Source organism: Reyranella sp. (genome assembly GCF_965279465.1).
GTDB lineage: Bacteria > Pseudomonadota > Alphaproteobacteria > Reyranellales > Reyranellaceae > Reyranella.
Window position 1 is genome coordinate 1,926,553 of sequence record NZ_OZ257242.1, and the last position, 25,708, is coordinate 1,952,260.

Genomic DNA, 25,708 nt, shown 5'->3' on the forward strand with positions numbered 1-25,708 from the left:
CGGGCGGCACGAGGCGTGCAAGGGGCGTGCCGGACCATCCCGCCTAGACCAGCGGGCCGGGCCGGTCCACACTTGTGACATTCACCATCTCACGCGCCACAAGGGGAGCCTTCATGAGAGGTTGGACAGTATCGCTGCTCGCGCTGGTCGCCGTGACTGGCCTCCCGATGGCCGGGTTCGCCCAGGCGCAGACCGCCGTCAAGCCGGCGATCGTCTATGCCAATGGCGGCAAGTTCGACAAGTCGTTCAACGAAGGCGTTTCCAACGGTGCCAAGAAGTTCTCGGACGAGACGAAGATCGCCGTCGCCGACTTCGAGCCGAGCAACGAGACCCAGTTCGAGCAGGCGCTGCGCCGCTTTGCCCAGCGCGGGCAGGACCCGATCATCGCGGTCGGCTTCTCCCAGGCCGTCGCACTGGAGAAGGTCGGTAAGGAATTCCCCAACACGCACTTCACCATCATCGACAGCGTGGTGAAGCTGCCCAACGTGCAGTCGGTCGTGTTCCGCGAGCATGAGGGCTCGTTCCTGGTCGGCATGCTGGCCGCGATGGCGTCCAAGACCGGCAAGGTGGGCTTCGTCGGCGGGATGGATATCCCGCTGGTGCGCAAGTTCCAGTGTGGCTACGAGCAGGGCATCAGGTACGCCAATCCCAATGCCGAGCTGATCACCAACATGACAGGCACGACGCCTGCCGCGTGGAACGATCCGGGGCGCGGCGCGGAGCTGGCCAAGGGCCAGTTCGATCGCGGCGTCGACGTCGTCTATGCGGCGGCAGGCAGCACGGGCATCGGAATCCTCCAGGCGGTAAAGGATCGAGGCATGCTCGGCATCGGTGTCGACTCGAACCAGAATTACCTTCACCCGGGGAACATGCTGACCTCGATGCTGAAGCGGGTCGACGTCGCGGCCTACAACAGCTTCAAGGCGAGGCAGGACGGGACCTGGAAGGGCGACGTGCAGGTGCTCGGGCTGAAGGAGGGCGGCGTCGACTGGGCGCTCGACCAGTACAACGAAAAGCTGATCACGCCGGAGATGAAGGCCAAGGTCGATGCAGCCAAGGCCGACATCATCTCGGGCAAGATCACCGTCATCGACTACATGAGCAACAACAGCTGCAAGTGAGCGTTCCGGCGATCGAGCTCGACGGCATCGACAAGTCGTTCGGCAGCGTGCATGCGGTGCGTGGCGTGTCGCTTGCGGTCGAAAAGGGGGCGATAACCGGGATCGTCGGGGAGAACGGCGCCGGAAAGTCGACCCTGATGAGCATCCTTTACGGGCTTTTCCGGGCGGATGCGGGTGAAATCCGGGTCGATGGCGAGCCGGTGCAGATGGACGGCCCGCGCGACGCTATCCGCCATGGCATCGGCATGGTGCACCAGCATTTCATGCTGATCGACAGCTTCACCGTGCTCGAGAATCTGGTGCTCGGCGCCGAGGGCGGGCCGATGCTGGCGGGCGGCCTTGCCGCGGCGCGGGCCGAGCTGGCGCGGCTGTCGCGCGACTATGGCCTCACCGTCGATCCGGACGCGAAGGTCGCCGACCTGTCGGTCGGCGAGCAGCAGCGGGTCGAGATCCTCAAGGTGCTGTTTCGCGGCGCCCGCATCCTGATCCTCGACGAGCCGAGCGCGGTGCTGACACCACAGGAGACCGACCAGCTGTTCCGCATCCTCGCGACCTTGAAGGCGCGCGGCGTCACCATCGTGCTGATCACGCACAAGCTGCGCGAGATCATGGCGGCGACCGACCGGGTGTTCGTGATGCGCCAGGGCCAGATGGTGGCCGAGCGCCGGACCGTCGACACCGATGCCGAGGAGCTGGCCGAGCTGATGGTCGGCCGCAAGGTGCGGCTGCGGTTCGACAAGGCGGCGCCTCACCCGGGCGAGGTGCGGCTGCGGGCCGAGCATCTCGGTCTGGTCGACGAGCGCGGCGTCGTCCTGCTCGACGATATCGGGCTGGAGTTGCGGGCCGGCGAGATCGTCGGCATCGCGGGCGTCTCGGGCAACGGCCAGACCGAGCTGCTGCAGGTTCTGGCCGGCATCCGCCGTCCGAGCAGCGGCACGCTCACGGTGTGCGGCCGCAGGATCGATGCCCGGCATCCGGGCGATCCCGCAGAGATGCGCGATCTGGGCGTCGCCCATGTTCCGGAGGACCGGCAGCGACAGGGCATGGTCGCGGCATTCCGCGCCTCCGAAACGTCGATCCTCGGCTATCACGAGCTGCCGCCGTTCAGCCAGCACTACCTGCTGAACGGTCCGGCCGTGGGCGCCCACTGTGCGAATCTGATGGAGCGCTTCGACGTGCGTCCGAGGGTGCCGGGCCTGCGCTCGTCGAATTTCTCGGGCGGCAACCAGCAGAAGCTGGTGCTGGCGCGCGAGATGGCACGCGACCCCAAGGTCCTGCTGGTCGGCCAGCCGACGCGTGGGGTCGATATCGGCGCCATCGAATTCATCCATCGCGAGCTGGTGAAGAGCCGCGACGCGGGCTGCGCGGTGCTGATCGTGTCGGTCGAGCTCGACGAGATCCTGTCGCTTGCCGATCGCATCCTTGTGATGTTCGCCGGCCGCATCGTCGGCGAGGTCGATGGCAGCCGTGCCGACGAGCGCACGCTCGGCCTGATGATGGCAGGAGCGAAAGCGGCGCCTGCCCTGAGCGGAGCCGAAGGGTGACGTCGTCCCGCCGTCCCCTGCCGGCGTGGGCCGACATCGTGCTGCTGCCGGTCGTCAACGTCGCGCTCGCCTTCCTGATCGTCGGCATCATCGTGCGCATCATCGGCGTCGATCCGTTCCATGCGCTCGAGCTGCTGGTCGCCGGCGCGATCGGCTCGCCCGAGTCGATCGGTTACACGCTCTATTACGCCACCAACTTCATCTTCACCGGCCTTGCCGTGGCCGTCGCCTTTCATGGCGGCCTGTTCAACATCGGCGGCGAGGGGCAGGCCTATCTCGGCGGGCTGGGCTGCGGCCTGGCGATCCTTGCCCTCGACCGCTATCTGCCGATCTGGCTGATGATCCCCGTCGGTATCATTGCCGCTGCCCTGTTCGGCGCGGCCTGGGCTGCCGTGCCGGCATGGCTGCAGGCGTGGCGCGGGAGCCACATCGTCATCACGACCATCATGTTCAACTTTGTCGCCGCGGCGCTGATGGTCTATCTGATGGTCAACGTGCTGATCGCGCCCGGCTCGATGACGCCGCAGAGCCGCGGCTTCGAGCCGTCGGCCTTCCTGCCGCAGATGGGCGGAAACGCGCTCAACCTGTCGCTGCTGCTGGCGCTCGCCTGCTGCGTCGCCGTCTGGGTTTTCCTGTGGCACACGCCGTGGGGCTATGCGCTGCGCACCATGGGCCACAATCCCGAGGCGGCGGTCTATGCCGGCACCAACCTGCGCCACATGACCATGCTGGCGATGTGCATCAGCGGCGGGCTGGCGGGCTTCGTCGGGGTCAACGAGCTGATGGGCGTGCACCATCGCATCGTGCTCGATTTCCCCGCCGGCTACGGCTTCGCCGGCATCGCCGTCGCCCTGATGGGGCGCAACCATCCGTTCGGCATCGCTCTCGCGGCGCTGCTGTTCGGCGCCCTGCAGCAGGGCGGCGCCGAGCTCGCCTTCGACATTCCCCAGATCACCCGCGAAACCGTGGTGCTGATCCAGGGGCTGGTGATCCTGTTCTCCGGTGCGCTGGTCCAACTGCCGCGGCCCTGGCTGCAGGCGCTCTTCTCGTTCCGGCGCGCGTGATGGACGACCCGCTGTCCCTCGTCTTCCTCGTGGCCGCCGCGACCTTGCGCACGGCGACGCCTCTGATCCTGTGCGCCATGGGCGGGCTGTTCTCGGAGCGCAGCGGCATCATCGATGTCGGCCTCGAAGGCAAGATGCTGATGGCCGCCTTCTTCGCCGCCGCCGTCGCCGCGACGACGCACTCGGCATGGTGGGGCGTCGCCGCCGCGATCGCCGCGGCCGAGGTGCTGGCGCTGCTGCATGGCCTGGCCTGCATCACCTATCGCGGCAACCAGGTGGTGAGCGGCGTCGCCCTCAATATCATCGCCGCCGGCCTCACGGTGGTGTGGGGCACGGCCTGGTTCGCGCGCGGCGGGCAGACGCCGGCGCTGGAGGAGGGCGAGCGCCTGCTGCCGCTGTTCTTCCCCCGCGCCGGCGACAACATCCTGGTCTACCTCGCGCTCCTCTCGGTGCCGCTCACCTGGTGGATCGTGGCGCGCACGCGCTTCGGCCTGCGCCTGCGCGCCGTGGGCGAGATGCCGCTGGCAGTCGACTCGGCCGGCATCTCGGTGCCGTGGCTGCGCTATCGCGCGGTGCTGCTGTGCGGCCTGTTCGCGGGCTTGGCCGGCGCCTACATCGCGATCGCGCAGAATGCGGGATTCAGTCGCGACATGACGGCGGGCCAGGGCTTCATCGCGCTGGCCGCCGTTATCTTCGGCAAATGGCGGCCGTTTCCGGCGTTCGGCGCCTGCCTGATGTTCGGCCTGCTCGATGCCGTCGCGATCCGACTGCAGGGCGTGAGGGTGCCGGCCATCGGCGAGGTGCCGGTGCAGCTGATCCAGTCACTGCCGTATCTTCTGACCATGTTCCTGTTGGCCGGCTTCATCGGTCGCGCCGTGGCCCCCAAGGCGATCGGCATACCCTACGAGAAGGAGCACTGAGATGGACGACCTGTTGCATCTGGCCCGCACCATGATGGTGCGCGCCTATGCGCCCTATTCGAAGTTCCATGTCGGCGCCGCGGTGCGCGACGAGGACGGCGGCATCCATGGCGGCTGCAACGTCGAGAACGCGGCCTACCCGCAGGGGCTTTGCGCCGAGGCCGGTGCGATTGCCGCGCTGGTGGCCGCGGGCAAGAAGCGCGTGCTGGAATGCGTGGTGATTGGGCTGGGGCCGGAGGTGATCACGCCCTGCGGTGGCTGCCGCCAGAAGCTGCGCGAGTTCGCGGCGGACGACATGAAGATCCATCTCTGCGGTCCCGACGGGCTGCATCGCACCGTAACCCTTGGCATGCTCCTGCCGATGTCCTTCGGCCCGCAGCACTTCGGGTGACCGTGCTCGACGCCATCGCGTCCCGGGCGCCCGGATTCCAGCCGAAGGTCGCCGTGGTGCTGGGCTCCGGCCTCGGCGACTTCGCCGAGGAGGTCGAGGCCGTCGCGACGCTACCCTATGGCGAGCTGCCGGGTTTTCCTCCGACGACGGTCGGAAGCCATGCCGGCCGCCTCGTCCTGGGTCACATCGGAAGGACTCCCGTCGCCGTGCTGCAGGGCCGCGCGCACTACTACGAGCGCGGCCGGGCCGACGAGATGAAGCCGGTGATCCGCGCCATGGCCGATCTCGGTTGCGAGACGCTGCTGCAGACCAACGCCGCCGGCAGCCTCAGGCTCGACATGCCGCCGGGCGCCGTGATGGCGATCGCCGACCACATCAACTTCACCGGCGTCAATCCGCTGTTCGGCGAGACCGGGAACGGCCGCTTCGTCGACATGGTCGATGCCTATGATCCGGCACTGCGGGCCGCGCTGATTGCCTCCGGTGAAGGCGTGTTCGAGGGCACCTACATCTGGTTCAGCGGCCCGAGCTTCGAGTCGCCCGCCGAGATCCGCGCGGCCCGCACCCTGGGCGCCGATGCCGTCGGTATGTCGACCGTGCCCGAGACGATCCTGGCCCGCCACGCCGGGCTGCGGGTCGCCGCCTTGTCGCTGATCACCAACTACGCGGCAGGCCTCACGCAGGACAAGCTCGGCCACGCTCAGACGCTTGCGGTCGCGCAAGAAGCGGCCGGCCGGGTGCAACGCCTGTTGCGGCGCTTCCTCGAAGGCTACTCTTAGCCGCATGCTGCCGCAGGAGATCATCCGCAAGAAGCGTGACGGACAGGAACTGTCGGGCGAGGAGATCGCCTTCATTGCGCGCGGCATCACCGACAACAGCCTGAGCGAGGGCCAGGTCGCCGCCTTTGCCATGGCGGTGTTCTTTCGCGGGATGAGCACGACCGAACGGGTGGCCCTGACCCTGGGCCTCGTGCGCTCCGGCATCACTCTCGACTGGACCGACCTCGACCTGCCCGGCCCGATCATCGACAAGCATTCGAGCGGCGGGGTCGGCGACAAGGTGAGCCTGATGCTGGCGCCGATCGTGGCGGCGTGCGGCGCCTTCGTGCCCATGATCTCCGGCCGCGGGCTGGGCCACACCGGCGGCACGCTCGACAAGCTGTCGTCGATCTCGGGCTACGACGTACAGCCCGACGTGGCGACCTTCCGCCGGGTCGTGCGCGAGGTCGGCTGCGCCATCATCGGGCAGACCGACGATCTCGCGCCCGCCGACCGCCGGCTCTACGGCGTGCGCGATGTCACCGCGACCGTGGAATCGGTCCCGCTGATCGTGAGCTCGATCCTGTCCAAGAAGATCGCGGCCGGCCTCGACGGGCTGGTGATGGACGTGAAATGCGGCTCGGGCGCTTTCTGCGACACCGAGGCGATGGCGCGCGACCTCGCCGAAAGCCTGGTTGCCGTCGCCAACCAGGCGGGGCTGTCGACCACGGCGCTGATCACCGACATGGACCAGGTGCTGGGCCGCAATGTCGGCAACGCGCTCGAGGTCACGGAGACCGTCGCCTACCTTACCGGCGAGGGCGCGCGCGATCCGCGCCTACATGAAGTCGTCATGGCGCTTGCCAGCGAGATGCTGGCGCTGGGCGATCTGGCACCGAGCGTCGCGGCAGGCCGCGTACGCGCCGAAGCGGCGCTGGAGGACGGTCGCGCGGCGGAGAAATTCGCCCGCATGGTCGCGGCGTTGGGCGGGCCCGACGACGTGCTCGAGCATCCGGGCCGCTATCTGACGCGAGCACCGGTGGTCAGGTCCTGTACGGCGACGCGGCCGGGCCATGTCATCGGCATGAATGCGCGCGAGGTCGGTATCGCGGTGGTGGGCCTGGGCGGTGGCCGCAGCCACGCCGACGACGCGATCGATCCTTCGGTCGGCTTCACCGAGTTCATCGATATCGGCACCCAGGTCCGCACCGGCAGCCCGCTCTGCCTCGTCCATGCCGCGACCGACGCCGATGCCGACGAGGCGATCGCCCGGCTGCGCAAGGCGATTCGCATCGGCGAGCCTGCGCCGCCATCCCGGCCGGTCGTGATCGACCGGATCGTCGAATGAACGCGGCCCAGCTTTCGTCCTACGAGCGCGACGGCTTCCTGGTGCTGCCGGACTTCCTGTCCGCCGCCGACTGCGACGCCCTGCAGGCACGCGCCGCCGAGCTGGTGGCGGGCTTCGATCCGGGTCCCACACGCACGATCTTCTCCACCGTCGACCACGGCCATGCGCGCGACCGGTACTTCCTGGAGTCGGGCGGCGACATCCGCTTCTTCTTCGAGGAGGAGGCGCCCGATCAGCTGAACAAGATCGGCCATGCGCTGCACGACCTCGACCCGGTGTTCGGCCGCTTTTCGCGCCAGCCCGCGCTTGCCGCGCTCGCGCGGGAGATCGGTATGGTGCAGCCGCTGCTGCTGCAATCGATGTACATCTTCAAGCATCCCGGTATCGGCGGCGAAGTGGGCTGGCATCAGGATGCGACGTACCTGCACACGACGCCCGTCAGCGTGACCGGCTTCTGGATCGCCCTGGACGACGCCGATCGGGAGAACGGCTGCCTGATCGCCCTCCCGGGCGCTCATGGCGGTCCCCTGCGCAAACGCTTCCGCCGGTCGGGCGATGCAATGGTCACCGAAGAGCTGGACGCTACGCCATGGCCGGCGGTCGAGCCGGTGCCCATCGAGGTGCGACGCGGCTCCCTGGTCGTGCTGCATGGCCTGTTGCCGCACGCCAGCAGCGCCAACCGCTCGTCTCGGCCGCGTCATGCCTATACGCTGCATCTGATCGACGGGTGCGCGTCGTACGGCTTGGACAACTGGTTGCAACGAGCCGACTTCCCGATACGAGGATTTACGTGATTCCCAAGGCCGAACTTCACTGCCATCTCGAAGGCTCTGTCCCCCCTGAGCTGGCGCGCGAGCTCGCGGCGCGTAACGGCCTCGAGCTGCCGGCCAATCTGTTCGGAGCCGACGGCCACTACATCTGGCGCGATTTTCTGAGCTTCCTCGACGCCTACGATCGGGTCTGCGGCGTGCTGCGAACGCCGCGTGATTTCGGCGACATCCTCTATTCCTACCTCCAGCGCACGGCGGCCCAGGGCGCGGTCTACGTCGAGATGTTCTGCTCGCCCGAGCGACCGAAGTCGCTGGGCATCCCCTACGCCGCCTGGCTCGGCGCGCTGGTCGATGCGATCGACCGGGCGCGCCGCGACTTCGGAATCGAGGCCCGGATCATCGGCATCTGCATCCGTCATCTCGGGCCCGAGCGCGCGCTCGCCCTGGCGCAACAAGTGATCGCCGAGCCGCACCCCTATGTCGTGGCTCTCGGCATGGGCGGTGACGAGGCGAGGTTTGCGCCGGCCGATTTCGCGCCGGCCTATCGGCTCGCCCACGAAAACGGTCTGGGCTGCACCATCCATGCCGGTGAAGTGGTGGGACCGCAGAGCGTATGGGCGGCCATCCGCGACCTGCCGGTGACCCGCATCGGCCATGGCGTGCGCTCGATCGAGGATCCGGCGCTTGTCGAGGAGCTGGCCCGGCGCGCCATCGCGCTCGAAGTCTGCCCGGGGAGCAACGTCGCCCTCGGCCTCTATCCCAACCGGGCCGCGCATCCTCTGGCGCGCTTGATCGCGGGTGGGGTGCGGGTCACGCTCGGCTCGGACGATCCGCCTTTTTTCCATACCACGCTCGGGACGGAATACGACGAGGCAGGGCTGGGCGAGTCAGTGTTGCGTACGATTACGCGGACGGCGATCGAGGCGTCGTTCGCCGACGATGCGACCAAGGCGAAACTGTTGAAGGGGGTGCAGTCATGATCGCAAGCAGGATTCTGGCGCTCGGTGCCGTCGCGCTCGTGCTCGGTGCAGGAACGGCCGTCGCGCAGGAGCCGACGCCTCACGACATGCTGCTGGCCACGCTGTGGAACCAGCGCTCGGTCGAGTACAAGGGCAACGCGCTCACGGTCTATGCCCTGGCGAAGATCCGCCTCGAGCAGGCATTGGCCGACAAGAGCTGGACCGCGGCGCCGGCTGAGCAGAAGGGCGACTTCGCGAACCTGCCGCCGGCTGTCGTACTCGACGTCGATGAGACGGTCCTGGACAACTCGCCCTACGAGGTCTGGCTGCTGAAGAACAACCAGACCTTCGGCCTCAAGACCTGGAACGAGTTCTGCGCGGCGCAGATCTCGCGCGCAGTCCCGGGGGCCGTCGAGTTCACGAAGTTCGCTGACTCGAAGGGCGTGAAGGTCTTCTATCTCACCGGCCGCGGCGTGGAGACCGAGAAGGACACGCGGGCCAACATGGAGAAGCTCGGTTTCCCGATGGGCGGTAACGTCGACACCTTCCTGATGCAGGGCAAGCAGAAGGACTGGGGCAGCGCCAAGAGCACGCGGCGCGCAGCGATCACCAAGGACTATCGCCTGCTGCTGAACTTCGGCGATAATTTCGGCGACTTCGACGACCGCTATCGGCTCAGCGAGGCGGAGCGCGAGAAGGCGTTCGACGAGAACAAGGAGCGCTGGGGCCGCGAATGGCTGGTGCTAGCCAACCCGACCTACGGCAGCTTCGAGAGTGCGCCGTTCGGCCACGACTTCAAGAAGTCGCGCGAGGAACAGCGCAAGGCCAAGTGGGATGCGCTTGAAGGCTGGGCAGGGCCGAAACCTTAGGGCCGTGCGCGTCGTGGCGGGCGGCATTCCCCTGTCTCCGCGCGTTTCGCGCATCAATTGAAGCGCGAGTGGACGATCCATTCAGGGTCCGTGCTGCAATAGCTTGATTCGAATTCATTTCACCCTCGGTAATGGAGGGAGCCAGCCAATCTTTGTTTTCGCGCCTTCCTGATAGCTTGCAGTCAAGCAAGCCATTTGGAGGGGAAACATGAGACGGTTGACTTGTGGCGCGCTCGCCTTGTTCGCTCTTGCGACTCCGGCGGCGGCCCAGATGTCCGACAACGTCGTGAAGATCGGCGTCCTCACGGATATGTCGGGACCTTTCAGCGACCAGACCGGCCGGGGATCGGTGGCCGGTGCGGAACTCGCGATCGAGGATTTCAAGGGCGCGGTCGCAGGCACCAAGATCGAGCTGGTCAGCGCCGACCATCAGAACAAGGCCGATGTCGGCGCGACCATTGCGCGGCGCTGGTTCGACAGCGAAGGCGTCGATGTCGTGGTCGACCTCGCGAGCTCTGCCGTTGCGCTCGCGGTTCAGGACGTGGCGCGCGAGCGCAACAAGGTGGCCCTCTTTTCCGGTCCAGGCACGGCGGACCTTACCGGCAAGGCCTGCTCGCCGAACGGCATCCACTGGACGTACGACACCTTTGCGACCGCGACCGCGACGGCGACGGCGCTGATGGACCAGGGGCTCGACACCTGGTTCTTCATCGCCATCGACTATGCCTTCGGCAAGTCGGCCGAAGCCGACGCTACCGCCGTGATCACGGCGCGCGGCGGCAAGGTGCTCGGCAGCATCAAGCATCCCAGCAACACGGCGGATTTCTCGTCCTACCTGCTGCAGGCGCAGGCTTCCGGGGCGAAGGTCATCGCCGTCGCCAATTCAGGCCGCGACTTCGTGCAGGTCATGAAGCAGGCGAAGGAGTTCGGCATCCTCGCCGGCGGTACGAAGATCGCCGCGCTTGCCGTTGCGCTGTCCGACATCAAGGCGATCGGCCTCGATACCGTGCAAGGCATGCTCCACACCGAGGCGTTTTACTGGGATCTCAACGATGAGAGCCGCGCGTTCGCCAAGCGCTTCATCGAGAAGCGCAAGGTGCCGCCGGCACAGGCACAGGCCGGTTCCTACTCGGCCGTGCTGAATTACCTGCGGGCCATCGACAAGACGAACACCGATGACGCGGGCAAGGTCATCGCCCAGATGAAGTCCGGGCCGTTCAAGGACGCCTTTACGCCCCATGGTTACGTTCGGGCCGACGGACGCATGGTTCACGACATGTATCTCGTCCGCTCCCGCAAGCCGACAGAACCCAAGGGTGAGTGGGATCTTTACGACGTGGTCAAGGTCATCCCCGGCGATCAGGCGTTCCGCCCGATGGACAAAGGCGGCTGCCCGCTGGTCTCCAAGCCCTGAGCACGTCATGCTTCGAGGCAATGACATCACTTGGCGCAGCGGGGGAGTGACCCTCCCACGCGCGCCGGGTCTCGAGCCCGCTCCTTTTCCGGACAGCGTCCTCGGCATGCCTGCGAAGCGCCCGACCAAAGAGGTTCCGTACCAGAACCAATCGATCGACCGCGTGTTCGCGATCATGGAGGTGCTCGGGCGCTCGCCCTACCATATGCGCCTGGCGGACATTGCACGGCGTTGCGGAATGGCGGCGCCGACGGCCTATCGAATGCTGTCGATCATGGTGCGCCTCGGCTATGTCAGCAAGGACACCGAAACCACGCGGTACGCATTGGGCACGCGCCTGTATCGTCTGGCGCACCGGGAGACATACCTGCGCAGCCTGGTGCGACTGGCCCAGCCGCGCTTGCAGGGCCTCGCGGCCCGGCTGGGCGAGACCGTGCATATCGCCGCCTTCGACGGTGTTCAGATCGTCATCCGCGGCCGTGTTCCCGCTGGCAGTTCGGCGCGCGTGCCGACCCGCGTCGGCATGCGGATCGATGCCCATGCGAGCGCGTTGGGCAAAACGATGCTATCGACCCGGCCGGCGGCCGAGATCGCCGAGCTGTTCCTCGATCAGCCGCTGACCCGGCACACCGAGAGCACGCTCACCACGGTGGATAGCCTGGAGCGCGATCTCGTCGAGGCGCGCCGCCGCGGCTTCGCGATCAGCCGCGGCGAGCGGTTCAACCACGTCTGGTGCGCCGCCGCGCCGGTGCTGAACTCGCTGGGACTCGGCAACATCGCCATCTCCGTCTGCATCCCTGCGTCTCGCACGACCCTGCGGGACGTGGAGCGGGTCGGCCGGCTGGTGAAGGCCACTGCCGCCGAGATCCAGGACGCCTCGCTGGGCAACGCCAAGCTGGCGAACCGGATGGGCTGACGTTCAAGCAAGGCAAGTCAGGAAGAGTTCATGTCCAGTTTCGTGAAGAGAAGTATCGACATTGCCACGGCCGTGAAGGCCGTCGAGGCGGCGGCGGCGAAGGCGGTCGAGATGAAGCTGCGGATGTCGATCGCAATCTGCGACGAATCCGGGGTGCTCAAGCACTTCCATCGGATGGACGGCGCCTCGACCCTGTCGGCGTCGATCGCGCAGGACAAGGCCTATACCAGCGCCGTCACCGGCATGGCGACGCATGCCTGGTTCGAGTTCATCAAGAACGATCCGCCGTTGCTGCATGGCATCGTGCATACGCCGCGGCTTACGGTTTTCGGCGGCGGCTTCCCGATCCGCGAGGAAGGAGCCGTGGTCGGCTCCATCGGTCTCAGCGGCGGTCATTACATGCAGGACATGGAATGCGCCCGTGCGGCCCTGGCGGCCATCGGCGCGCCTGTCCCCTGACACCCTCGAGCGAGTAACCCAATGTCCCATGCTGCCCAGGAACTCCGCCGATTGCTGTCGAGCGACGAACTCGTCATCGCACCGGGTGCCTACGACTGCATAACGGCGCGCACGATCGAGATGGCGGGTTTTCCCGCTTGCTACATGACGGGCTCGGGAACCGCCGCCTCGCTCGGTTATCCGGATTACGGGCTGGTGACGATGTCGGAGATGGCGGCCAACGCGGCTCGCATCGCCGGCGCGATCAAGCTGCCGCTGATCGCGGATGCCGATACCGGCTTCGGCAACGAGCTGAACGTGACGCGCACCGTGCGGGCCTATGAGGCGGCGGGCGTAGCCGCCCTGCACATCGAGGATCAGGATTTCCCCAAAAAGTGCGGCCATCTCAACAACAAGAGCATCATCCCGCTCGACGAGTACATCCCCAAGGTCCGCGCCGCCGCCGCCGCCCGTCGGACGGCCGATTTCGTCATCATCGCGCGGACCGATAGCCGAGCCTCGCTCGGGCTGGAGGAGGCGATCCGCCGCGCCAACGCAGCGCTCGAGGCCGGCGCCGATGTGGCCTTCGTCGAAGCGCCGCAGACGTTGGAGGAAATGGCGGCGGTCCCGCGCGCAGTGAACGGGCCGTGCCTGTTGAACATCGTTTATCGCGGCAAGACGCCGGACATCGCGTTCGACGAGGCTGAGCGCATGGGCTACCGGATCGTCATCCTGCCCAGCATCCTGCTGAAGACGGTCTACGGCATCGGCGACCAGGTGCTCGCCGACGCCAAGCGGCTGGGAAGGCATCCGACCCTGCCGGGCGAGGTCGGCCTCGAGGAAGGTTTCCGTCGGGTCGGCGCCGACGAGTGGGACGCGCTGCGGGACCGTTACCGGTGACGCAGGCAGTGCTCGGTCCTCGCTCCCTGTTCGAGAAGATCTGGAGCGACCACGCGATCCTCGAGGATGCCGACGGCCAGACCCTGCTGTTCGTTGGTCGGCACCTCGCGCATGACGGCTCGATGCATCCCTTTCGCTTCCTCGACGAAAAGGGCCAGTCGGTGCTCTATCCCGATCAGGTCTTCGCGACTCCGGATCACGGCACGCCGACCGTCAGTCATGACTTGGCGGACATCGGGGATCCGGCCCAGCTCGCGGCGGTGACCACCCTGCAGGCCAACGCACGCCGGCATGGCTTTCAGCTCTTCGATCTGGGCGATCCGCGCCAGGGCATCGTGCATGTGGTCGGTCCCGAGCAGGGTCTCACCCAGCCGGGCCTGCTGATGGTCTGCGGCGACAGCCACACCTCGACCCACGGCGCACTGGGCGCGCTGGCCTTCGGCATCGGCGCGTCGGAAGTCGCGCATGTGCTGGCGACGCAGACCCTGTGGCAGCGCAAGCCGAAGACCATGCGTGTGACGATCGAGGGCGAGCTGGGCACGAGCGTCACCGCCAAGGACCTCGCGCTGTTCGTTATCGCCCGGCTCGGAGTGAATGGCGCGGCAGGTCACGTCCTCGAGTTTGCCGGAAGCACGGTGCGGGCCTTGTCGGTCGAAGGCCGTCTCACCCTGTGCAACATGGCGATCGAAGCGGGTGCACGTGCTGGCATGGTGGCGCCCGACGCCAGCACTTTCCAATATCTGCGCGGACGGCCTTATGCGCCGGCGCCGGCCGATTGGGAGGCGGCGCTCGATTATTGGAAGTCGCTGCCGTCCGACGAGGGCGCTCAGTTCGATGCCGAGGTCGCGATCGATGCCGCCGAGATCGCGCCGATGGTCACCTGGGGCACCACGCCGGAGGAGGCCGTGCCGGTCACCGGGGCCGTGCCGCAACTGTCGGACGTCCACGCGTCGCGTCGCGAGGTCATCGCCCGCTCGCTCGACTATATGGGGCTGGCACCGGGCACGCCGCTCGCGGGCCTGCCGATCGATCAGGTGTTCATCGGCTCATGCACCAACGCGCGTATCGAGGACCTGCGTGCCGCCGCCGAGGTAGCTCGCCGCGGCCGGACGGTCGTCCCCGCCATCGTCTCGCCGGGTTCGACCCTGGTGAAGCGCGCGGCGGAGGCGGAAGGCCTCGATCGTATATTCAAGGAAGCCGGCTTCGAATGGCGCGAGTCCGGCTGCTCGATGTGCTGCGGGATGAATGGTGACCTGGTGCGGGCTGGCAAGCGCTGCGCATCGACCTCGAATCGGAATTTTCCGGGACGGCAGGGCCGCGGCGCCCGCACGCATCTGATGAGCCCGGCAATGGCCGCGGCCGCGGCGTTGGCCGGACGGATCGTCGACGTTCGCGACGTCGCGAGAGCGGGCTGATGCCGCAACCCTTCCGCAGCCTGTCCGCTGTCGCGGCGCCGATCGACTGGCAGAACGTCGATACCGATCAGCTGGCGCCCGTCCGTTTCCTGCGGCGGCCGCGGTCGGAAGGCTATGGCGATATCCTCTTCCACGATCTGCGCTTCGACGGGGAGAGGCGCGAACGGCCCGATTTCGTGCTGAACCAGCCGGCCTTTCGGTCGGCCGGAATTTTGGTCGCCGATCGCAATTTCGGTGTCGGCTCCAGCCGCGAGCAGGCAGTATGGGCGCTCGTCGACTGCGACATCCGGTGCGTCATTGCCGAGAGCTTCGGCGACATCTTCTACAACAATGCCGTCAAGCACGGGCTGTTGCTGGTAAGGGCCGCCCCGACGGTGCTTCAAGCCGAGCGCTGCGCCCTTCAGGCCTCGCCGGGCGCCCATCTCGTCGTAGATCTCGAGGCCCAGAGCTGGACCGCGACCGATGGCGCGATCCATGGCTTCGAGATCGAGCCGGGCCGCAAGCGCCGCCTGCTGCTCGGGCTCGACGATATCCAGACCACCTTGCAGGACCTCCCGGAGATCCGGCGCTTCGCGGCCTCCTATCGCACGCGACGCCCCTGGCTCTTCCAGAGCGCCACGAAGAAAGGCTCACGATGACCCCTGATTATCCGACCGTACGCGGCCGCCTCACGGGCAAGCGGGCGGTGATCACCGGCGCGACCGGCGGCATGGGCCGTGCGGCGTGCCGCCTATTCTGCGAAGCGGGCGCCGAGGTGATCGGTTCCGACCTCCCGGGCGAAGGCGGCACGGCGGCAATGGGGCGTGGTCGACATCCTCTACAACAATGCGGGCATCATCCTCGGCAAGCCGCTGCTGCAGACCAGCATCGAGGAATGGGATCGGCTGCATGCGGTGAACACACGGGCGACTTTCCTGATGATCAAGGCCTTCGCGCCGCTGATGACCTCGGGCAAGGGCTCTATCGTCAACGTGTCGTCGGGCGGCGGCGTGCGGGCGCTTCCGAACATGGCAGCCTACAGCTCGTCCAAGGCGGGCGTCCTGATGCTGACCAAGGTGGCGGCGATCGAGCTCGCTCCCGGAATTCGAGTCAATGCCATCCTGCCCGGTCTGGTCGACACCAACATGCCGAAGAACTTCTTCAGCGGCCTGCCGGCCGACCAGCAGCAGGGGGCCTGGACCTCGCTCAGCCGCAGCCGGCCGCTGCAGCGTGCGGCGACGCCGGACGAGATCGTCCACCTGGCGTTGTTCCTGGCGAGCGACGACTCGTCCTACGTGACCGCTGCCGAGTACCTGATCGACGGCGGTCGCTCGGCGTGAGCGGAGAAAGAGGGGAAGCATCATGAACCGCGAAGAGCTGCGTGACTATCGACGACGCCACGTCCCCGTCTTCAACGACCAGAAGCTCAAGCTCGGCATCTTTGCGCTGAACTGCAGCGGCGGAAATGTCATCACGACCCTGCCCAAGGGCGACCAGATGACATGGGACTACAACCGCAAGGTCATCCAGCTCGCCGATCGCGTCGGCATGGAAATCGCACTACCGCTGGGTCGATACAAGGGCCAGGGCGGGCCGTCGAATCACAATGGCAGCACCTTCGAGGTCTATACGTGGGCGGCCGCGATGGCGGCAATGACCCAGAACATCACGTGCTTTGCGACCTCGCACGTCTCGCTCAGCCATCCGGTGATCGCTGCCAAGCAGGCGGTCACGATCGATCATGTCTCGAACGGACGGTTCGGCCTCAACGTCCTGATGGGCTGGTTTGCCGACGAGATGAAGATGTTCGGCGTCGACCTGCGCGAGCACGACGACCGCTATCGCTATGGCGAGGAATGGATCACGGTGGTCAAGAAGCTTTGGACCGAGCCGGGCAGCTTCGACTTCAAGAGCAGTTATTTCGATCTCGCCGGCCTGGAAGCCGAGCCGAAGCCGGTCCAGAAGCCGGGGCCGGTCCTGATCAATGCGGGCACCTCGCCGGCCGGGATGGAATTCACCGCCAAGCACATCGACATCAGCTTCGGGTCGGTATCGAAGCCCGAGGACATCGACCGGTTGCTCTCGGTCAGCAAGATCGCCGACGAGAAGTACGATCGGGACGTCGGCCTCATGTGCTCCGCCCTGATCATCTGTCGCGATACCGAGGACGAGGCGCGCGCCGCCTACGCACGCATTCTCGAGCACGGCGATTGGGAAGCGGCGAGGCGGATGCTCTCAGTGCTGGGCGTGCAGAGCCAGTCGTTCACGCACGGTTTCGAGGATCGTGTGAAGCGCTTCTGCGCCGGCTATGGAACTCATCCCATCGTCGGCACGCCCGAGCAGATCGTCGACCAGCTTGCGGACTACTCGCGCCGCGGTCTGCACGGCGTCGTCCTCTACTTCGAGGACTATCACGCGGAACTCGAATATTTCTGCGATCGCGTCTTGCCGCTGATGAAGCAGGCCGGCCTGCGTCATTGAAGGCAGGCTGGAGGATCGAACCTAAATCGCGGCTTCGCTTTCCGCATCGAACAGGTGCAGGCGGGCGGGATTTAGCGCCAGCTTGAGCTTGTCGTGCGAACGGACTTTCACCATCGGGTCGACGCTGGCCACGATCGTCGCGGCGCCGACCCTCGTGTCGAGCAGGATCTCCGAGCCGAGCTGCTCGACGACTTCGACGCTGGCCTCGAAGCAGTGGTCCGCCGAGTCGGCCGCGCCGGCGAGGTGGATGTCTTCCGGCCGGATGCCGAGCGTGGCCTTGCGGCCGACCTTTGCTCGGGCCCGCGCCGCCAGCGCGTCAGGCAGGACGATGCGCAGGCCCGGGGCCTCGGCGACAGGATGGCCGCCGTTTTCCGCCAGGGTCACGTCGGCGAAGTTCATGGCGGGCGAACCGATGAAGCCGGCGACGAAGCGGTTGGCCGGCGTGTTGTAAAGCTCGAGCGGCTCGCCGACCTGCTGGACCACGCCGTCCTTCATCACCACCACGCGGTCGCCCAGGGTCATCGCCTCGACCTGGTCGTGGGTGACGTAGACCGAGGTTACGGCCAGCCGCTCGTGCAGCTTCTTCAGCTCGACCCGCATCTGTACGCGCAGCTTGGCGTCGAGGTTGCTGAGCGGCTCGTCGAACAGGAAAACCGCCGGGTCGCGCACGATGGCGCGGCCGAGGGCGACGCGCTGGCGCTGGCCGCCCGAGAGCTGCCGCGGCTTGCGATGCAGCAGCTGCTCGATTCCGAGGATGGCGGCGGCATTCTTGATCCGCTTCTCGATCTCGCCCTTCTCGAACTTCCGCATCTTCAGCCCGAACGCCATGTTCGAGGCGACGCTCATGTGCGGATAGAGCGCGTAGTTCTGGAACACCATGGCGATGTCGCGGTCCATCGGCGGGACCTCGTTCACCACGGTGTTGCCGATCCGGATCTCACCGGCGGTGATCGCCTCGAGGCCGGCGATCATGCGCAAGGTCGTGGTCTTGCCGCAGCCCGAGGGGCCGACGAAGACCATGAACTCCTTGTCGCGGATCTGCAGATCGACGTCCTTCACCACATGCGTGGTGTCGAACTTCTTGTTCAGCTTGTGCAGGCTGACCTCGGCCATGATCCTCTACCCCTTGACCGAGCCGGTGAGGCCCGAAACGTAATGCTCGACGAAGAACGAATAGACGATCGCCACCGGGATCGAGCCAAGCAGGGCGCCGGCCATCAGAGAGCCCCAGAAAAACACGTCGCCGCGGATCAGCTCCGAGGTGACGCCGACCGCCACGGTCTTCTGGTCCGGCGAGGACAGGAAGACGAGGGCGTAGATGAATTCGTTCCACGACAGGGTGAAGGCGATGATCCCGGACGACAGGATGCCGGGCACGGCGACCGGGATGATGATGTAGAGCATCGCCTTCCAGCGCGAGGCGCCGTCGATGCGGGCGCACTCCTCCAGCTCCTTGGGGATGGCCTTGAAGTAGCCCATCATCAGCCAGGTGCAGAACGGGATCAGGAAGGTCGGATAGGTGAGGATCAGCGACCACGGCGTGTCGCCCAGACGGAAGTCGCGGATGATCTCGGCCAGCGGGATGAACAGCAGCGTCTGCGGCACCAGGTAGGTGATGAAGATCAGCGTGCCGAGGCTGCCGGCCCACGGGAAATTGAGCCGCGCCAGGGCGTAGCCCGCCAGCACGCCGCAGAACAGCGAGATCAGGGTCGAGACCCCGGCGATGAACATGGTGTTGAACATCCAGCGCGCGAAGTTTGTCTCCTCGAACAGGTAGGTGATGTGCTCGAGCGTCGGCTTGGTGGTCCAGAACGGGTTGTTGTTCGCTGCATTCCACGGCCGGTAGAGCTCTCCGTCCGGCCGGAAGGTCGTGATGATCATCCAGTAGAACGGGAACAGCAGCACGACGACGAACAGGATCAGCGGCAGGTAGTTGAACGTCCACCGCCGCCAGAGGGCACCTTCGATCATGTCAGCGTACCTCGACCCGGCGGATGTAGAGCAGCTGGGCCACCACGATGATGAACAGGAACGGGAACATCGCGAGCGACACCGCCGCACCTTCCGACAGCAATCCGGAGACGATGCCGATCTGGTAGGCGTAGGTGGCGAAGAGATGGGTGGCGTTGGCCGGGCCGCCGCCCGTCATAACGTAGACGAGCTGGAAGTCGGCGAAGGTCTGGATCACCGAGAACAGCATCACCACCATGGTCACGGGGAGCAGCAGCGGCCATGTGACGTACCAGAAGCGGTTCCACGGGCGCGCGCCGTCGATCGCGGCGGCCTCGTTCAGCTCGGGGCTGATGGTCTGCAGGCCGGCCAGCAGGCTGATGGCGAAGAACGGCACGCCGCGCCAGATGTTGACCACCATGATCGAGGCCATGGCGAGGTCGGCGTCGCCCAGCCAGTTGATGCGCGCGCTGATCAGCCCGAGCTTGAACAGCGACCAGTTGATGACGCTGAAGGTCGGATCGAACATCCACTTCCAGGCGAAGGTCGACAGCACCGTGGGGATGATGAACGGCAGCAGGATGAAGGCGCGGATGATCGCCTTGCCCCTGAAATGGCGGTTTAGCAGCATCGCCAGCCACAGCCCGAGCCCCAGCTTGAAGACCGTCGTGACGCCGGTGTACCAGAAGGTGTTCCAGACGGCCGTCCAGAAGATGTTGTCGTTCCACAGCTTCACGAAGTTCTTGAACCAGACGAACTTCCCGGGATCGCCGACGCGCGCGCTGCTGAGCGACAGCATCACGCCTTCGAAGAACGGATAGGCGATGAACAGGCCGAGCAGGATCGCTGTCGGCATCAGCAGGACGAGGGCGAGCCAGCGCTCGTCCTCGAGCTTGCGTTGGCGCACGGTCGGCCGAATGACCTCCGTGGCTCCCAGTGCAGTCACTGCCATCGCCTACCTACTCGTTGTCTTCGGACGACCGCGATCGCGGACCTATCTCACGCCGAGTAGATCTTCTTCAGTTCACCCTCGGCCCATTTGACGGCCTCTTCCGCCGGCATGCCCTGGACGGCCTTGGCGTACATGTCGGTGATGATGTACTTCGACAGCGCCTCGGCGGCCTTCTGGTTCGGCAGGCCGGCGAAGCCCGGCGTCTGGCCCAGCTTGGCGGCGACCTTGTACGGCGCCATCACCGGATCCTCGTCCCACACCTTGTGTGTCTCCCACTTGGCGGTGGGCGGCGTCGCGAAGCCCTTCTGCGAGATGAACCACTTCTCGAAGTTCTTCTCGGTGTGGATCCACTTCAGGAATTCCTTCGCCGCATCCTGATTCTTGGAATACTTCATCAGCATGTCGGACTGGTTGAGATGCATGCCGAACTGTCCGGCAGGTCCCGCCGGCAGGGGCGAATGCAGGATGTCCTTGTTCATCGGCGTGCCCTTTTCAGTCTGGTACTGGTCGGGCTTGCGCAGGGTCTCGATGTAGATCGAGGCGCCGTTCAGGGTCGCCGAGATGGTTTGCGACAGGAACGCGCGGTTGTTGTTGGTATCGTCCCAGGCGAGGGCGCCCTCGTCGCAGCCGTCCTTCCAGAAGCCCTGCATGAACTTGACCGACTCCACCGTCTCCTTGGAGTTGATGACGACGGTCTTTCCGTCGGCATCGACCTCCTTGCCGCCCCACGACCACATGTAGGGGTAGGTGAACGTCGGTGCATCGCCGAAGGTGTGGCCGAGCGTCTGGCCGATCGGATGGCCCTTGGCCTTGAGCTTCTTGGCGACGTCGCGATATTCGGCCCAGGTCTTGGGGAAAGAGGTCGCGCCGACTTCGTCGAACCATGATTTGCGGTACGCGATCATGCCGCCGATCACCGCCCACGGCATGGCCATGAACATCTTGCCGTCGCTGCACATGGCGCGGCAGTACTTGTAGAGGCCACCTTCCGCCTTGCCGACGCTCTCGGCAAGATCGGTGAGGTCTACGACGCTATTGGCGTAGATGTAGGTGTTGTTGTTGAAGGCCTGGATCAGGTCGGGACCGGCGCCCGACTGGATCGCCGCCGTCGCGCGCGGCTGCAGGTCGTTGCCGTTCACCGTCTCGTAATTGATCTTGATGCCGAGTTCCTTCTCGGCCTGCGGCATCAGCTCCTTGCGCATCAGCTGGTCCGATGCCGGAACGAAATCGACCCAGCGCAACCAGTGCACGGTTTTCGTCTGCGCGTAAGCCGGGGTTCGGCCGGTGGCCAGGATGCCGGCCATGCCGGTCGACGCCACGGCAGCAGCGCTGCCGGCAAGCTTGATCACGCTACGACGCTTAGCACTCACCATAATTCCCTCCCAGGACCATCGCCTCATTGGGCGACACTTATTGCGAGCATCGTACGCAGCGGCCGGGAGGGCGCGCAAGCCGGGCGGCGGAATTTTTACAGGCGGTCCCTACAAAACCGCGGGATCGAGCGTGAATAGCTCCTTGGCCCGCCCAACGCCGCGCAGGGCATAGCGGCCGACGGACACCAGCGTGGCGCGCGGCGCCTCGGGCAGCATCTCGGCAAAATCCGATGATATCAGCAACGGCCGGTCGACCGAGCGGCACATCGAGGCGATCCGGCTGGTCTCGTTGACCGCCGGCCCGACCACGGTGAAATCGAGGCGATCGACGCTGCCGATGTTACCGTAGAACACCTCGCCGATATGCAGGCCGACATAGACCGACGTGGTCGGTTGTTCCCCGGCCTTGCGCCGCTCATTGAGCTCCTGCACGCGGCGGCGCATGTCGGCCTCGGCCGCGAGCGCGCTCGCGCAGGCCGCGGCCGGATCGTCGGCGCGGAAGATCGCGAGCGTGCCGTCGCCGATCAGCTTGAGCACATCGCCGCCCGCCTCGTGGATCGCGGTGATGACAGCCTCGGCATAGTCGTTGAGCAATGGAATGATCTCGTTCGGCCGCGCGGTGTCGGTGATGGTCGTGAAGCTGCGCAGGTCGGAGAACCACAGCACGGCGTCGATCCGGTCGGCGACGCCGCGCTGGATGCGGCCGCGCAGCACGCGCTGGCCGGCATCGCGGCCGAGATAGACATCGACGAGCGTGCTCGCAATTTGCGCCAGTGACGCGCTCTTCACGGCGAGCCCGAGCACGGGGACCAACCGGCGCAGCGCGGCAATATCGGCGTCGCTGAACCCGTCCGGGTGCCGGGTCGACCAGGCCGAGTAGAAGCAATCCATCTCGCCGATCGTGCCTTCGGCCGCGAAGCGGTGGACGAACACCATGTAGTCGGTGTGACCGGCGTCCTTCATGTCCTGGATGACCGCGAAGTCAGACGACTCGCCGAAACCGATCCGCCGTCGCAGCTCCTCCTGGCCGATCTGCAGCAGGTGAAAGAACGGGCTGCGTTGCCAGGACAGTGCCGCCTCGCCTTCGTTGGTCGGTCCGTACTCGCGCACCGGCCCATCGTCCTCCTGGCCGTCGTTCCGCCAGCGGAAAACGTGTCCCTCGTGCACCGGGTGAAGCGTATCGATGACCATCAGGGCGCGATTGATGGGCAGGCCGAGCGAGCCGCTCTTCTCGCAGAACAGTTGCAGCAATGCCGGCACGGCCATTCCTTGGAGGCCGCGGCGGACAATCAGGTCGGAAAGGCGATCGATATCGGCGGGGGTCATGTCCCTATATGGAGCGGTCTCCGAGGGCCGTCGAGGCCAGGCGCTGGCCGCGCCGATTTTACCCGGTCCGGTCGCGGAAATGACAGGCGGCGCGATGGCCGATCGCGACCGGCTCCAGGGCCGGCACCTCGGCGACGCAGCGCTCGGCCTTGAGCGGGCAGCGCGGATTGAAGTGACAGCCGGGCGGCGGGTTCAGCGCGCTCGCGATCTCGCCCTTGGCCTTGGCCCGCGCCGAAACGGCGGCGCGGTGGAACGGGTCGGGGATCGCGGCAATGAGCGCGCGCGTGTAGGGATGGCGCGGGTTCTCGAAGATCTCCTGCCAGCCGCCCTGCTCGACGATGCGGCCGAGATACATCACCGCGACCCGGTCGCTGACATGCTCGACCACACCCAGGTCATGGCTGATCATGATGTAGGCCAGACCCATCTCGTCCTTGAGCTCGAGCAGCAGGTTGATGATCTGGGCGCGGATCGAGACGTCGAGCGCCGACACCGGCTCGTCGCAGATCACCAGCTTGGGCTTCAGGATCAGGGCGCGCGCGATGCCGATGCGCTGGCGCTGCCCGCCGGAGAATTCATGCGGGTAGCGGTCGGCCTGCTCGGGACGCAAGCCGACCCGGTCCATCATGTCCTTCACGCGGGCATCGACCTCGGTCCTGTCGGTCACGCCGTGCAGGCGCAGCGGATCGGCCAGGGTGCGTCGCACGGTCTGACGCGGATTGAGCGAGGCGTAGGGGTCCTGGAAGACCATCTGCACCGTGCGTGCCGTCTCCAGCCGCTGGCGCTGGCTGAGGTCCACGCCGTCGAGCCGGATCTGACCCCGGGTCGGCGGGATCAGGCCCATGATGGCGAGCGCCAGGGTGGACTTGCCGCACCCGGACTCGCCCACCAGCCCCAGGCATTCGCCGGGCTTCACGTCGAGCGTGACGCCGTCGACGGCCTTCAGCGTGCGCACGCCGCCGGCCAGCGCGCTGCCCACCCTGAAGTGGACCGCGAGATCGTCGAGGGCGAGCAGCGGCTCAGCCATGATGGTGGCACCGCACGAGTCCCTCGGCGGGCAACGGCGTCGCCGCGGGGGAGACCGCGAGGCAGACGTCGGTCGCCTCCGGGCATCGCGGGTTGAAGCGGCAGCCCGCCGGATAGCCGGCAATCGACGGCACCGTGCCGGCGATCTCCTGCAGCTTCTGGCGGCCGCGACGCGAGCGCTCGCCCAGTCGCGGCAGGGAATTGATCAAGCCGCGCGTGTAGGGATGGCGCGGCGTGGCGAAGATCGCATCGGCCGGCTGCGCCTCGACGATCCGGCCGGCATACATCACGGCGACCCTGCGGCACATGTTGGCGACCAGCCCGAGATCATGGCTGATCATCAGGATGGCGGTGCCCTTTGCCGCGCAGAGCTCGGCCATGAGGTCGATGATCTCCGCCTGCACGGTGACGTCGAGCGCGGTGGTCGGTTCGTCGGCGACCAGAAGCTCGGGGCTGCAGGCCAGCGCGATCGCGATCATCACGCGCTGGCGCATGCCGCCGGAAAGCTGATGCGGATAGTCGCGGATGCGCCGCTCGGGCGAGGGCACGCGGACCTGGCGCAGCGCCTCCTCGGCGCGGTCCATCGCCTCGGTCCAGCCCAGGCCTTCGTGGAGCACGAACATCTCGGCGATCTGCCTGCCAACCGGCGACAACGGATTGAGCGCCGTCATCGGCTCCTGGAAGATCATGGCGATGCGCTTGCCGCGCAGCCGGCGCATCTCGGCGGCCGACGCATCCTGGATCTCCTCGCCGTCGAGCACGATGCGCCCGCCGGCCAGCGACAGCGGCCGTCGCAGCAGCCCCATGATGGCGAGCGCGGTGATGCTCTTGCCGCAGCCCGACTCGCCCACCAGCCCGAAAGCCTCGCCGCGGCCGATCTCGAACGAGACCTCCTCGACGGCATTGTAGGTCGTCCTGTTGCCGGCAAGCGCGATGCGCAACCCATCGACCTCGAGGAGAGGATCGCTCATGCGCCGCGCCGTGTCGTGGATTGCGGGTCGAGGATGTCGCGCAGCCCGTCGCCCAGGAGATTGAGGCCGAGCACGGTGAGGAAGATCGCGAGGCCCGGGAAGACAGACAGCCACGGCGCGGTCGTGATCTGGTCGCGCGCTTCAGACAGCATGCTGCCCCAGCTCGGGAACGGCGGGCGGATGCCGAGGCCGAGAAAGGAGAGCGCCGCTTCGGCTAGGATGGCGCCGCCCATGCCAAGCGTGGCGATCACGATCAGCGGCCCCAGGATGTTGGGCAGGAGCTGGGTGAACATGATCCGCAGGTCGCCATAGCCCAGGATGCGTGCGGCCTGGACGTAGCCTTGGCTCTTCAGGGACAGCACCTGCGCGCGGGCGAGGCGGCAGGAATAGGACCAGTTGGTGAGGCCGAGCGCGATGAGGAGACTCACGAGGCCGGGACCGAGGATCGCCATGATGGCGAGCGCGAAGATCAAAGAAGGGATGGCGAGCATCAGGTTGGTGAGACCGCTCACCAGGTCGTCCCACCAGCCGCCCCAGTAGCCGGCGCTCAGGCCCAGCGACACGCCGATGATGCTGTTGCAGATCTGGCTGACGATGCCGACCGTGAGGGAGATGCGCGCACCGTAGACGATGCGGGAATAGATGTCGCGGCCCTGCATGTCGGTGCCGAACGGGAATTCCGCGCAAGGGGGAATCTCGGCGTTCATCAGGTTGGCCGCCATGACCGGATCGGTAAGGGCAATCCAGGGCGCCATGATGGCCACGAAAATGGCGATCGCGACCAGGGTTCCGCCGATCCAGAGCGAGGAGCCTCCCTTCATCG

At 66.5% G+C, this 25,708-nt stretch carries 26 protein-coding genes; 18 read left to right on the forward strand and 8 right to left on the reverse strand.

Features of this window, described 5'->3' with window-relative positions:
- Positions 1 to 113: 113 nt before the first annotated feature.
- The 18 genes from ACQY8M_RS09420 to ACQY8M_RS09505 all read left to right on the forward strand — a co-directional run bounded on the left by ACQY8M_RS09420 (position 114) and on the right by ACQY8M_RS09505 (position 17,287).
- Positions 114 to 1,121, forward strand: a complete 1,008-nt coding sequence (locus ACQY8M_RS09420) for a BMP family lipoprotein (RefSeq protein WP_428671169.1) — start codon at positions 114 to 116, stop codon at positions 1,119 to 1,121.
- Complete coding sequence (locus ACQY8M_RS09425) at positions 1,118 to 2,665, forward strand: ABC transporter ATP-binding protein (RefSeq protein ID WP_428671171.1); 1,548 nt, start codon at positions 1,118 to 1,120, stop codon at positions 2,663 to 2,665. The genes ACQY8M_RS09420 and ACQY8M_RS09425 overlap by 4 nt, the downstream gene beginning before the upstream one ends.
- Positions 2,662 to 3,729 carry an ABC transporter permease gene (locus ACQY8M_RS09430; protein WP_428671174.1) on the forward strand — a complete coding sequence of 356 codons (1,068 nt, stop codon included), beginning with the start codon at positions 2,662 to 2,664 and terminating at the stop codon, positions 3,727 to 3,729. Before ACQY8M_RS09425 ends, ACQY8M_RS09430 begins: the two co-directional genes overlap by 4 nt.
- Positions 3,729 to 4,649 (forward strand): ABC transporter permease, encoded by a 921-nt coding sequence (locus ACQY8M_RS09435; RefSeq protein WP_428671177.1) that lies wholly within the window; start codon positions 3,729 to 3,731, stop codon positions 4,647 to 4,649. Before ACQY8M_RS09430 ends, ACQY8M_RS09435 begins: the two co-directional genes overlap by 1 nt.
- Position 4,650: 1 nt before the next feature.
- Positions 4,651 to 5,040, forward strand: a complete 390-nt coding sequence (locus ACQY8M_RS09440; RefSeq protein ID WP_428671180.1) for a cytidine deaminase — start codon at positions 4,651 to 4,653, stop codon at positions 5,038 to 5,040.
- A complete protein-coding gene (locus ACQY8M_RS09445) occupies positions 5,037 to 5,819 on the forward strand; it encodes a purine-nucleoside phosphorylase (protein WP_428671183.1) in 783 nt (260 codons plus the stop codon). The genes ACQY8M_RS09440 and ACQY8M_RS09445 overlap by 4 nt, the downstream gene beginning before the upstream one ends.
- Before the next feature lie 4 nt (positions 5,820 to 5,823).
- Positions 5,824 to 7,146, forward strand: coding sequence for a thymidine phosphorylase (deoA, locus tag ACQY8M_RS09450; RefSeq protein ID WP_428671186.1), 1,323 nt, complete (start codon positions 5,824 to 5,826; stop codon positions 7,144 to 7,146).
- Positions 7,143 to 7,940 carry a phytanoyl-CoA dioxygenase family protein gene (locus ACQY8M_RS09455; protein ID WP_428671189.1) on the forward strand — a complete coding sequence of 266 codons (798 nt, stop codon included), beginning with the start codon at positions 7,143 to 7,145 and terminating at the stop codon, positions 7,938 to 7,940. Before deoA ends, ACQY8M_RS09455 begins: the two co-directional genes overlap by 4 nt.
- A complete protein-coding gene (gene add, locus ACQY8M_RS09460) occupies positions 7,937 to 8,896 on the forward strand; it encodes an adenosine deaminase (protein WP_428671192.1) in 960 nt (319 codons plus the stop codon). Before ACQY8M_RS09455 ends, add begins: the two co-directional genes overlap by 4 nt.
- On the forward strand, positions 8,893 to 9,744 hold the full coding sequence (locus tag ACQY8M_RS09465) for a 5'-nucleotidase, lipoprotein e(P4) family (protein WP_428671194.1): 852 nt from the start codon (positions 8,893 to 8,895) through the stop codon (positions 9,742 to 9,744). Before add ends, ACQY8M_RS09465 begins: the two co-directional genes overlap by 4 nt.
- Positions 9,745 to 9,952: 208 nt before the next feature.
- Complete coding sequence (locus ACQY8M_RS09470; RefSeq protein ID WP_428671197.1) at positions 9,953 to 11,158, forward strand: ABC transporter substrate-binding protein; 1,206 nt, start codon at positions 9,953 to 9,955, stop codon at positions 11,156 to 11,158.
- Between the two features lie 106 nt (positions 11,159 to 11,264).
- Positions 11,265 to 12,074: an IclR family transcriptional regulator gene (locus tag ACQY8M_RS09475; RefSeq protein WP_428671199.1), complete on the forward strand. Its 810-nt coding sequence runs from the start codon at positions 11,265 to 11,267 to the stop codon at positions 12,072 to 12,074.
- 30 nt (positions 12,075 to 12,104) lie between these two features.
- Positions 12,105 to 12,533, forward strand: a complete 429-nt coding sequence (locus tag ACQY8M_RS09480; protein ID WP_428671201.1) for a GlcG/HbpS family heme-binding protein — start codon at positions 12,105 to 12,107, stop codon at positions 12,531 to 12,533.
- A gap of 21 nt (positions 12,534 to 12,554) precedes the next feature.
- Positions 12,555 to 13,412, forward strand: coding sequence for an isocitrate lyase/PEP mutase family protein (locus tag ACQY8M_RS09485; RefSeq protein ID WP_428671203.1), 858 nt, complete (start codon positions 12,555 to 12,557; stop codon positions 13,410 to 13,412).
- Positions 13,413 to 13,420: 8 nt separating this feature from the next.
- The gene (gene leuC / locus ACQY8M_RS09490; protein WP_428671205.1) at positions 13,421 to 14,827 is read left to right on the forward strand and encodes a 3-isopropylmalate dehydratase large subunit; all 1,407 of its coding nucleotides are present in this window, start codon (positions 13,421 to 13,423) and stop codon (positions 14,825 to 14,827) included.
- Positions 14,827 to 15,465, forward strand: a complete 639-nt coding sequence (gene leuD / locus ACQY8M_RS09495; protein WP_428671207.1) for a 3-isopropylmalate dehydratase small subunit — start codon at positions 14,827 to 14,829, stop codon at positions 15,463 to 15,465. Before leuC ends, leuD begins: the two co-directional genes overlap by 1 nt.
- Before the next feature lie 165 nt (positions 15,466 to 15,630).
- Positions 15,631 to 16,146 carry an SDR family NAD(P)-dependent oxidoreductase gene (locus ACQY8M_RS09500; RefSeq protein WP_428671209.1) on the forward strand — a complete coding sequence of 172 codons (516 nt, stop codon included), beginning with the start codon at positions 15,631 to 15,633 and terminating at the stop codon, positions 16,144 to 16,146.
- Between the two features lie 22 nt (positions 16,147 to 16,168).
- Positions 16,169 to 17,287, forward strand: a complete 1,119-nt coding sequence (locus ACQY8M_RS09505; protein ID WP_428671211.1) for an LLM class flavin-dependent oxidoreductase — start codon at positions 16,169 to 16,171, stop codon at positions 17,285 to 17,287.
- 21 nt (positions 17,288 to 17,308) lie between these two features.
- Here the strand turns inward: ACQY8M_RS09505 and ACQY8M_RS09510 are convergent, their stop codons facing one another.
- From ACQY8M_RS09510 to ACQY8M_RS09545, 8 genes are all read right to left on the reverse strand, one after another.
- On the reverse strand, positions 17,309 to 18,400 hold the full coding sequence (locus ACQY8M_RS09510) for an ABC transporter ATP-binding protein (protein WP_428671213.1): 1,092 nt from the start codon (positions 18,398 to 18,400) through the stop codon (positions 17,309 to 17,311).
- A gap of 6 nt (positions 18,401 to 18,406) precedes the next feature.
- Entirely contained in the window at positions 18,407 to 19,258 is an 852-nt protein-coding gene (locus ACQY8M_RS09515; protein WP_428671215.1) for a carbohydrate ABC transporter permease, read from the reverse strand.
- Between the two features lies 1 nt (position 19,259).
- The gene (locus tag ACQY8M_RS09520; RefSeq protein WP_428671217.1) at positions 19,260 to 20,189 is read right to left on the reverse strand and encodes a carbohydrate ABC transporter permease; all 930 of its coding nucleotides are present in this window, start codon (positions 20,187 to 20,189) and stop codon (positions 19,260 to 19,262) included.
- Positions 20,190 to 20,236: 47 nt separating this feature from the next.
- Positions 20,237 to 21,562, reverse strand: a complete 1,326-nt coding sequence (locus ACQY8M_RS09525; RefSeq protein ID WP_428671219.1) for an ABC transporter substrate-binding protein — start codon at positions 21,560 to 21,562, stop codon at positions 20,237 to 20,239.
- Positions 21,563 to 21,670: 108 nt separating this feature from the next.
- The gene (locus tag ACQY8M_RS09530; RefSeq protein ID WP_428671221.1) at positions 21,671 to 22,888 is read right to left on the reverse strand and encodes an adenylate/guanylate cyclase domain-containing protein; all 1,218 of its coding nucleotides are present in this window, start codon (positions 22,886 to 22,888) and stop codon (positions 21,671 to 21,673) included.
- A gap of 58 nt (positions 22,889 to 22,946) precedes the next feature.
- On the reverse strand, positions 22,947 to 23,915 hold the full coding sequence (locus ACQY8M_RS09535) for an ABC transporter ATP-binding protein (protein WP_428671223.1): 969 nt from the start codon (positions 23,913 to 23,915) through the stop codon (positions 22,947 to 22,949).
- A complete protein-coding gene (locus tag ACQY8M_RS09540; protein WP_428671225.1) occupies positions 23,908 to 24,885 on the reverse strand; it encodes an ABC transporter ATP-binding protein in 978 nt (325 codons plus the stop codon). The genes ACQY8M_RS09535 and ACQY8M_RS09540 overlap by 8 nt, the downstream gene beginning before the upstream one ends.
- Complete coding sequence (locus ACQY8M_RS09545; protein ID WP_428671227.1) at positions 24,882 to 25,706, reverse strand: ABC transporter permease; 825 nt, start codon at positions 25,704 to 25,706, stop codon at positions 24,882 to 24,884. Before ACQY8M_RS09545 ends, ACQY8M_RS09540 begins: the two co-directional genes overlap by 4 nt.
- Between the last annotated feature and the right edge of the window lie 2 nt (positions 25,707 to 25,708).

Excerpts from the sequence above, each read along its gene's own strand:
- ACQY8M_RS09455 (WP_428671189.1), top strand. The coding sequence starts at position 7,143 with ATGAACGCGGCCCAGCTTTCGTCCTACGAGCGCGACGGCTTCCTGGTG.
- ACQY8M_RS09510 (WP_428671213.1), bottom strand. The coding sequence starts at position 18,400 with ATGGCCGAGGTCAGCCTGCACAAGCTGAACAAGAAGTTCGACACCACG.
- deoA (WP_428671186.1), top strand. The coding sequence starts at position 5,824 with ATGCTGCCGCAGGAGATCATCCGCAAGAAGCGTGACGGACAGGAACTG.
- ACQY8M_RS09465 (WP_428671194.1), top strand. The coding sequence starts at position 8,893 with ATGATCGCAAGCAGGATTCTGGCGCTCGGTGCCGTCGCGCTCGTGCTC.
- ACQY8M_RS09540 (WP_428671225.1), bottom strand. The coding sequence starts at position 24,885 with ATGAGCGATCCTCTCCTCGAGGTCGATGGGTTGCGCATCGCGCTTGCC.
- ACQY8M_RS09480 (WP_428671201.1), top strand. The coding sequence starts at position 12,105 with ATGTCCAGTTTCGTGAAGAGAAGTATCGACATTGCCACGGCCGTGAAG.
- leuD (WP_428671207.1), top strand. The coding sequence starts at position 14,827 with ATGCCGCAACCCTTCCGCAGCCTGTCCGCTGTCGCGGCGCCGATCGAC.
- ACQY8M_RS09435 (WP_428671177.1), top strand. The coding sequence starts at position 3,729 with ATGGACGACCCGCTGTCCCTCGTCTTCCTCGTGGCCGCCGCGACCTTG.
- ACQY8M_RS09525 (WP_428671219.1), bottom strand. The coding sequence starts at position 21,562 with ATGGTGAGTGCTAAGCGTCGTAGCGTGATCAAGCTTGCCGGCAGCGCT.
- ACQY8M_RS09440 (WP_428671180.1), top strand. The coding sequence starts at position 4,651 with ATGGACGACCTGTTGCATCTGGCCCGCACCATGATGGTGCGCGCCTAT.
- ACQY8M_RS09475 (WP_428671199.1), top strand. The coding sequence starts at position 11,265 with ATGCCTGCGAAGCGCCCGACCAAAGAGGTTCCGTACCAGAACCAATCG.
- ACQY8M_RS09535 (WP_428671223.1), bottom strand. The coding sequence starts at position 23,915 with ATGGCTGAGCCGCTGCTCGCCCTCGACGATCTCGCGGTCCACTTCAGG.
- ACQY8M_RS09470 (WP_428671197.1), top strand. The coding sequence starts at position 9,953 with ATGAGACGGTTGACTTGTGGCGCGCTCGCCTTGTTCGCTCTTGCGACT.
- ACQY8M_RS09520 (WP_428671217.1), bottom strand. The coding sequence starts at position 20,189 with ATGGCAGTGACTGCACTGGGAGCCACGGAGGTCATTCGGCCGACCGTG.
- ACQY8M_RS09420 (WP_428671169.1), top strand. The coding sequence starts at position 114 with ATGAGAGGTTGGACAGTATCGCTGCTCGCGCTGGTCGCCGTGACTGGC.
- ACQY8M_RS09545 (WP_428671227.1), bottom strand. The coding sequence starts at position 25,706 with ATGAAGGGAGGCTCCTCGCTCTGGATCGGCGGAACCCTGGTCGCGATC.
- ACQY8M_RS09530 (WP_428671221.1), bottom strand. The coding sequence starts at position 22,888 with ATGACCCCCGCCGATATCGATCGCCTTTCCGACCTGATTGTCCGCCGC.
- ACQY8M_RS09485 (WP_428671203.1), top strand. The coding sequence starts at position 12,555 with ATGTCCCATGCTGCCCAGGAACTCCGCCGATTGCTGTCGAGCGACGAA.
- ACQY8M_RS09515 (WP_428671215.1), bottom strand. The coding sequence starts at position 19,258 with ATGATCGAAGGTGCCCTCTGGCGGCGGTGGACGTTCAACTACCTGCCG.
- ACQY8M_RS09505 (WP_428671211.1), top strand. The coding sequence starts at position 16,169 with ATGAACCGCGAAGAGCTGCGTGACTATCGACGACGCCACGTCCCCGTC.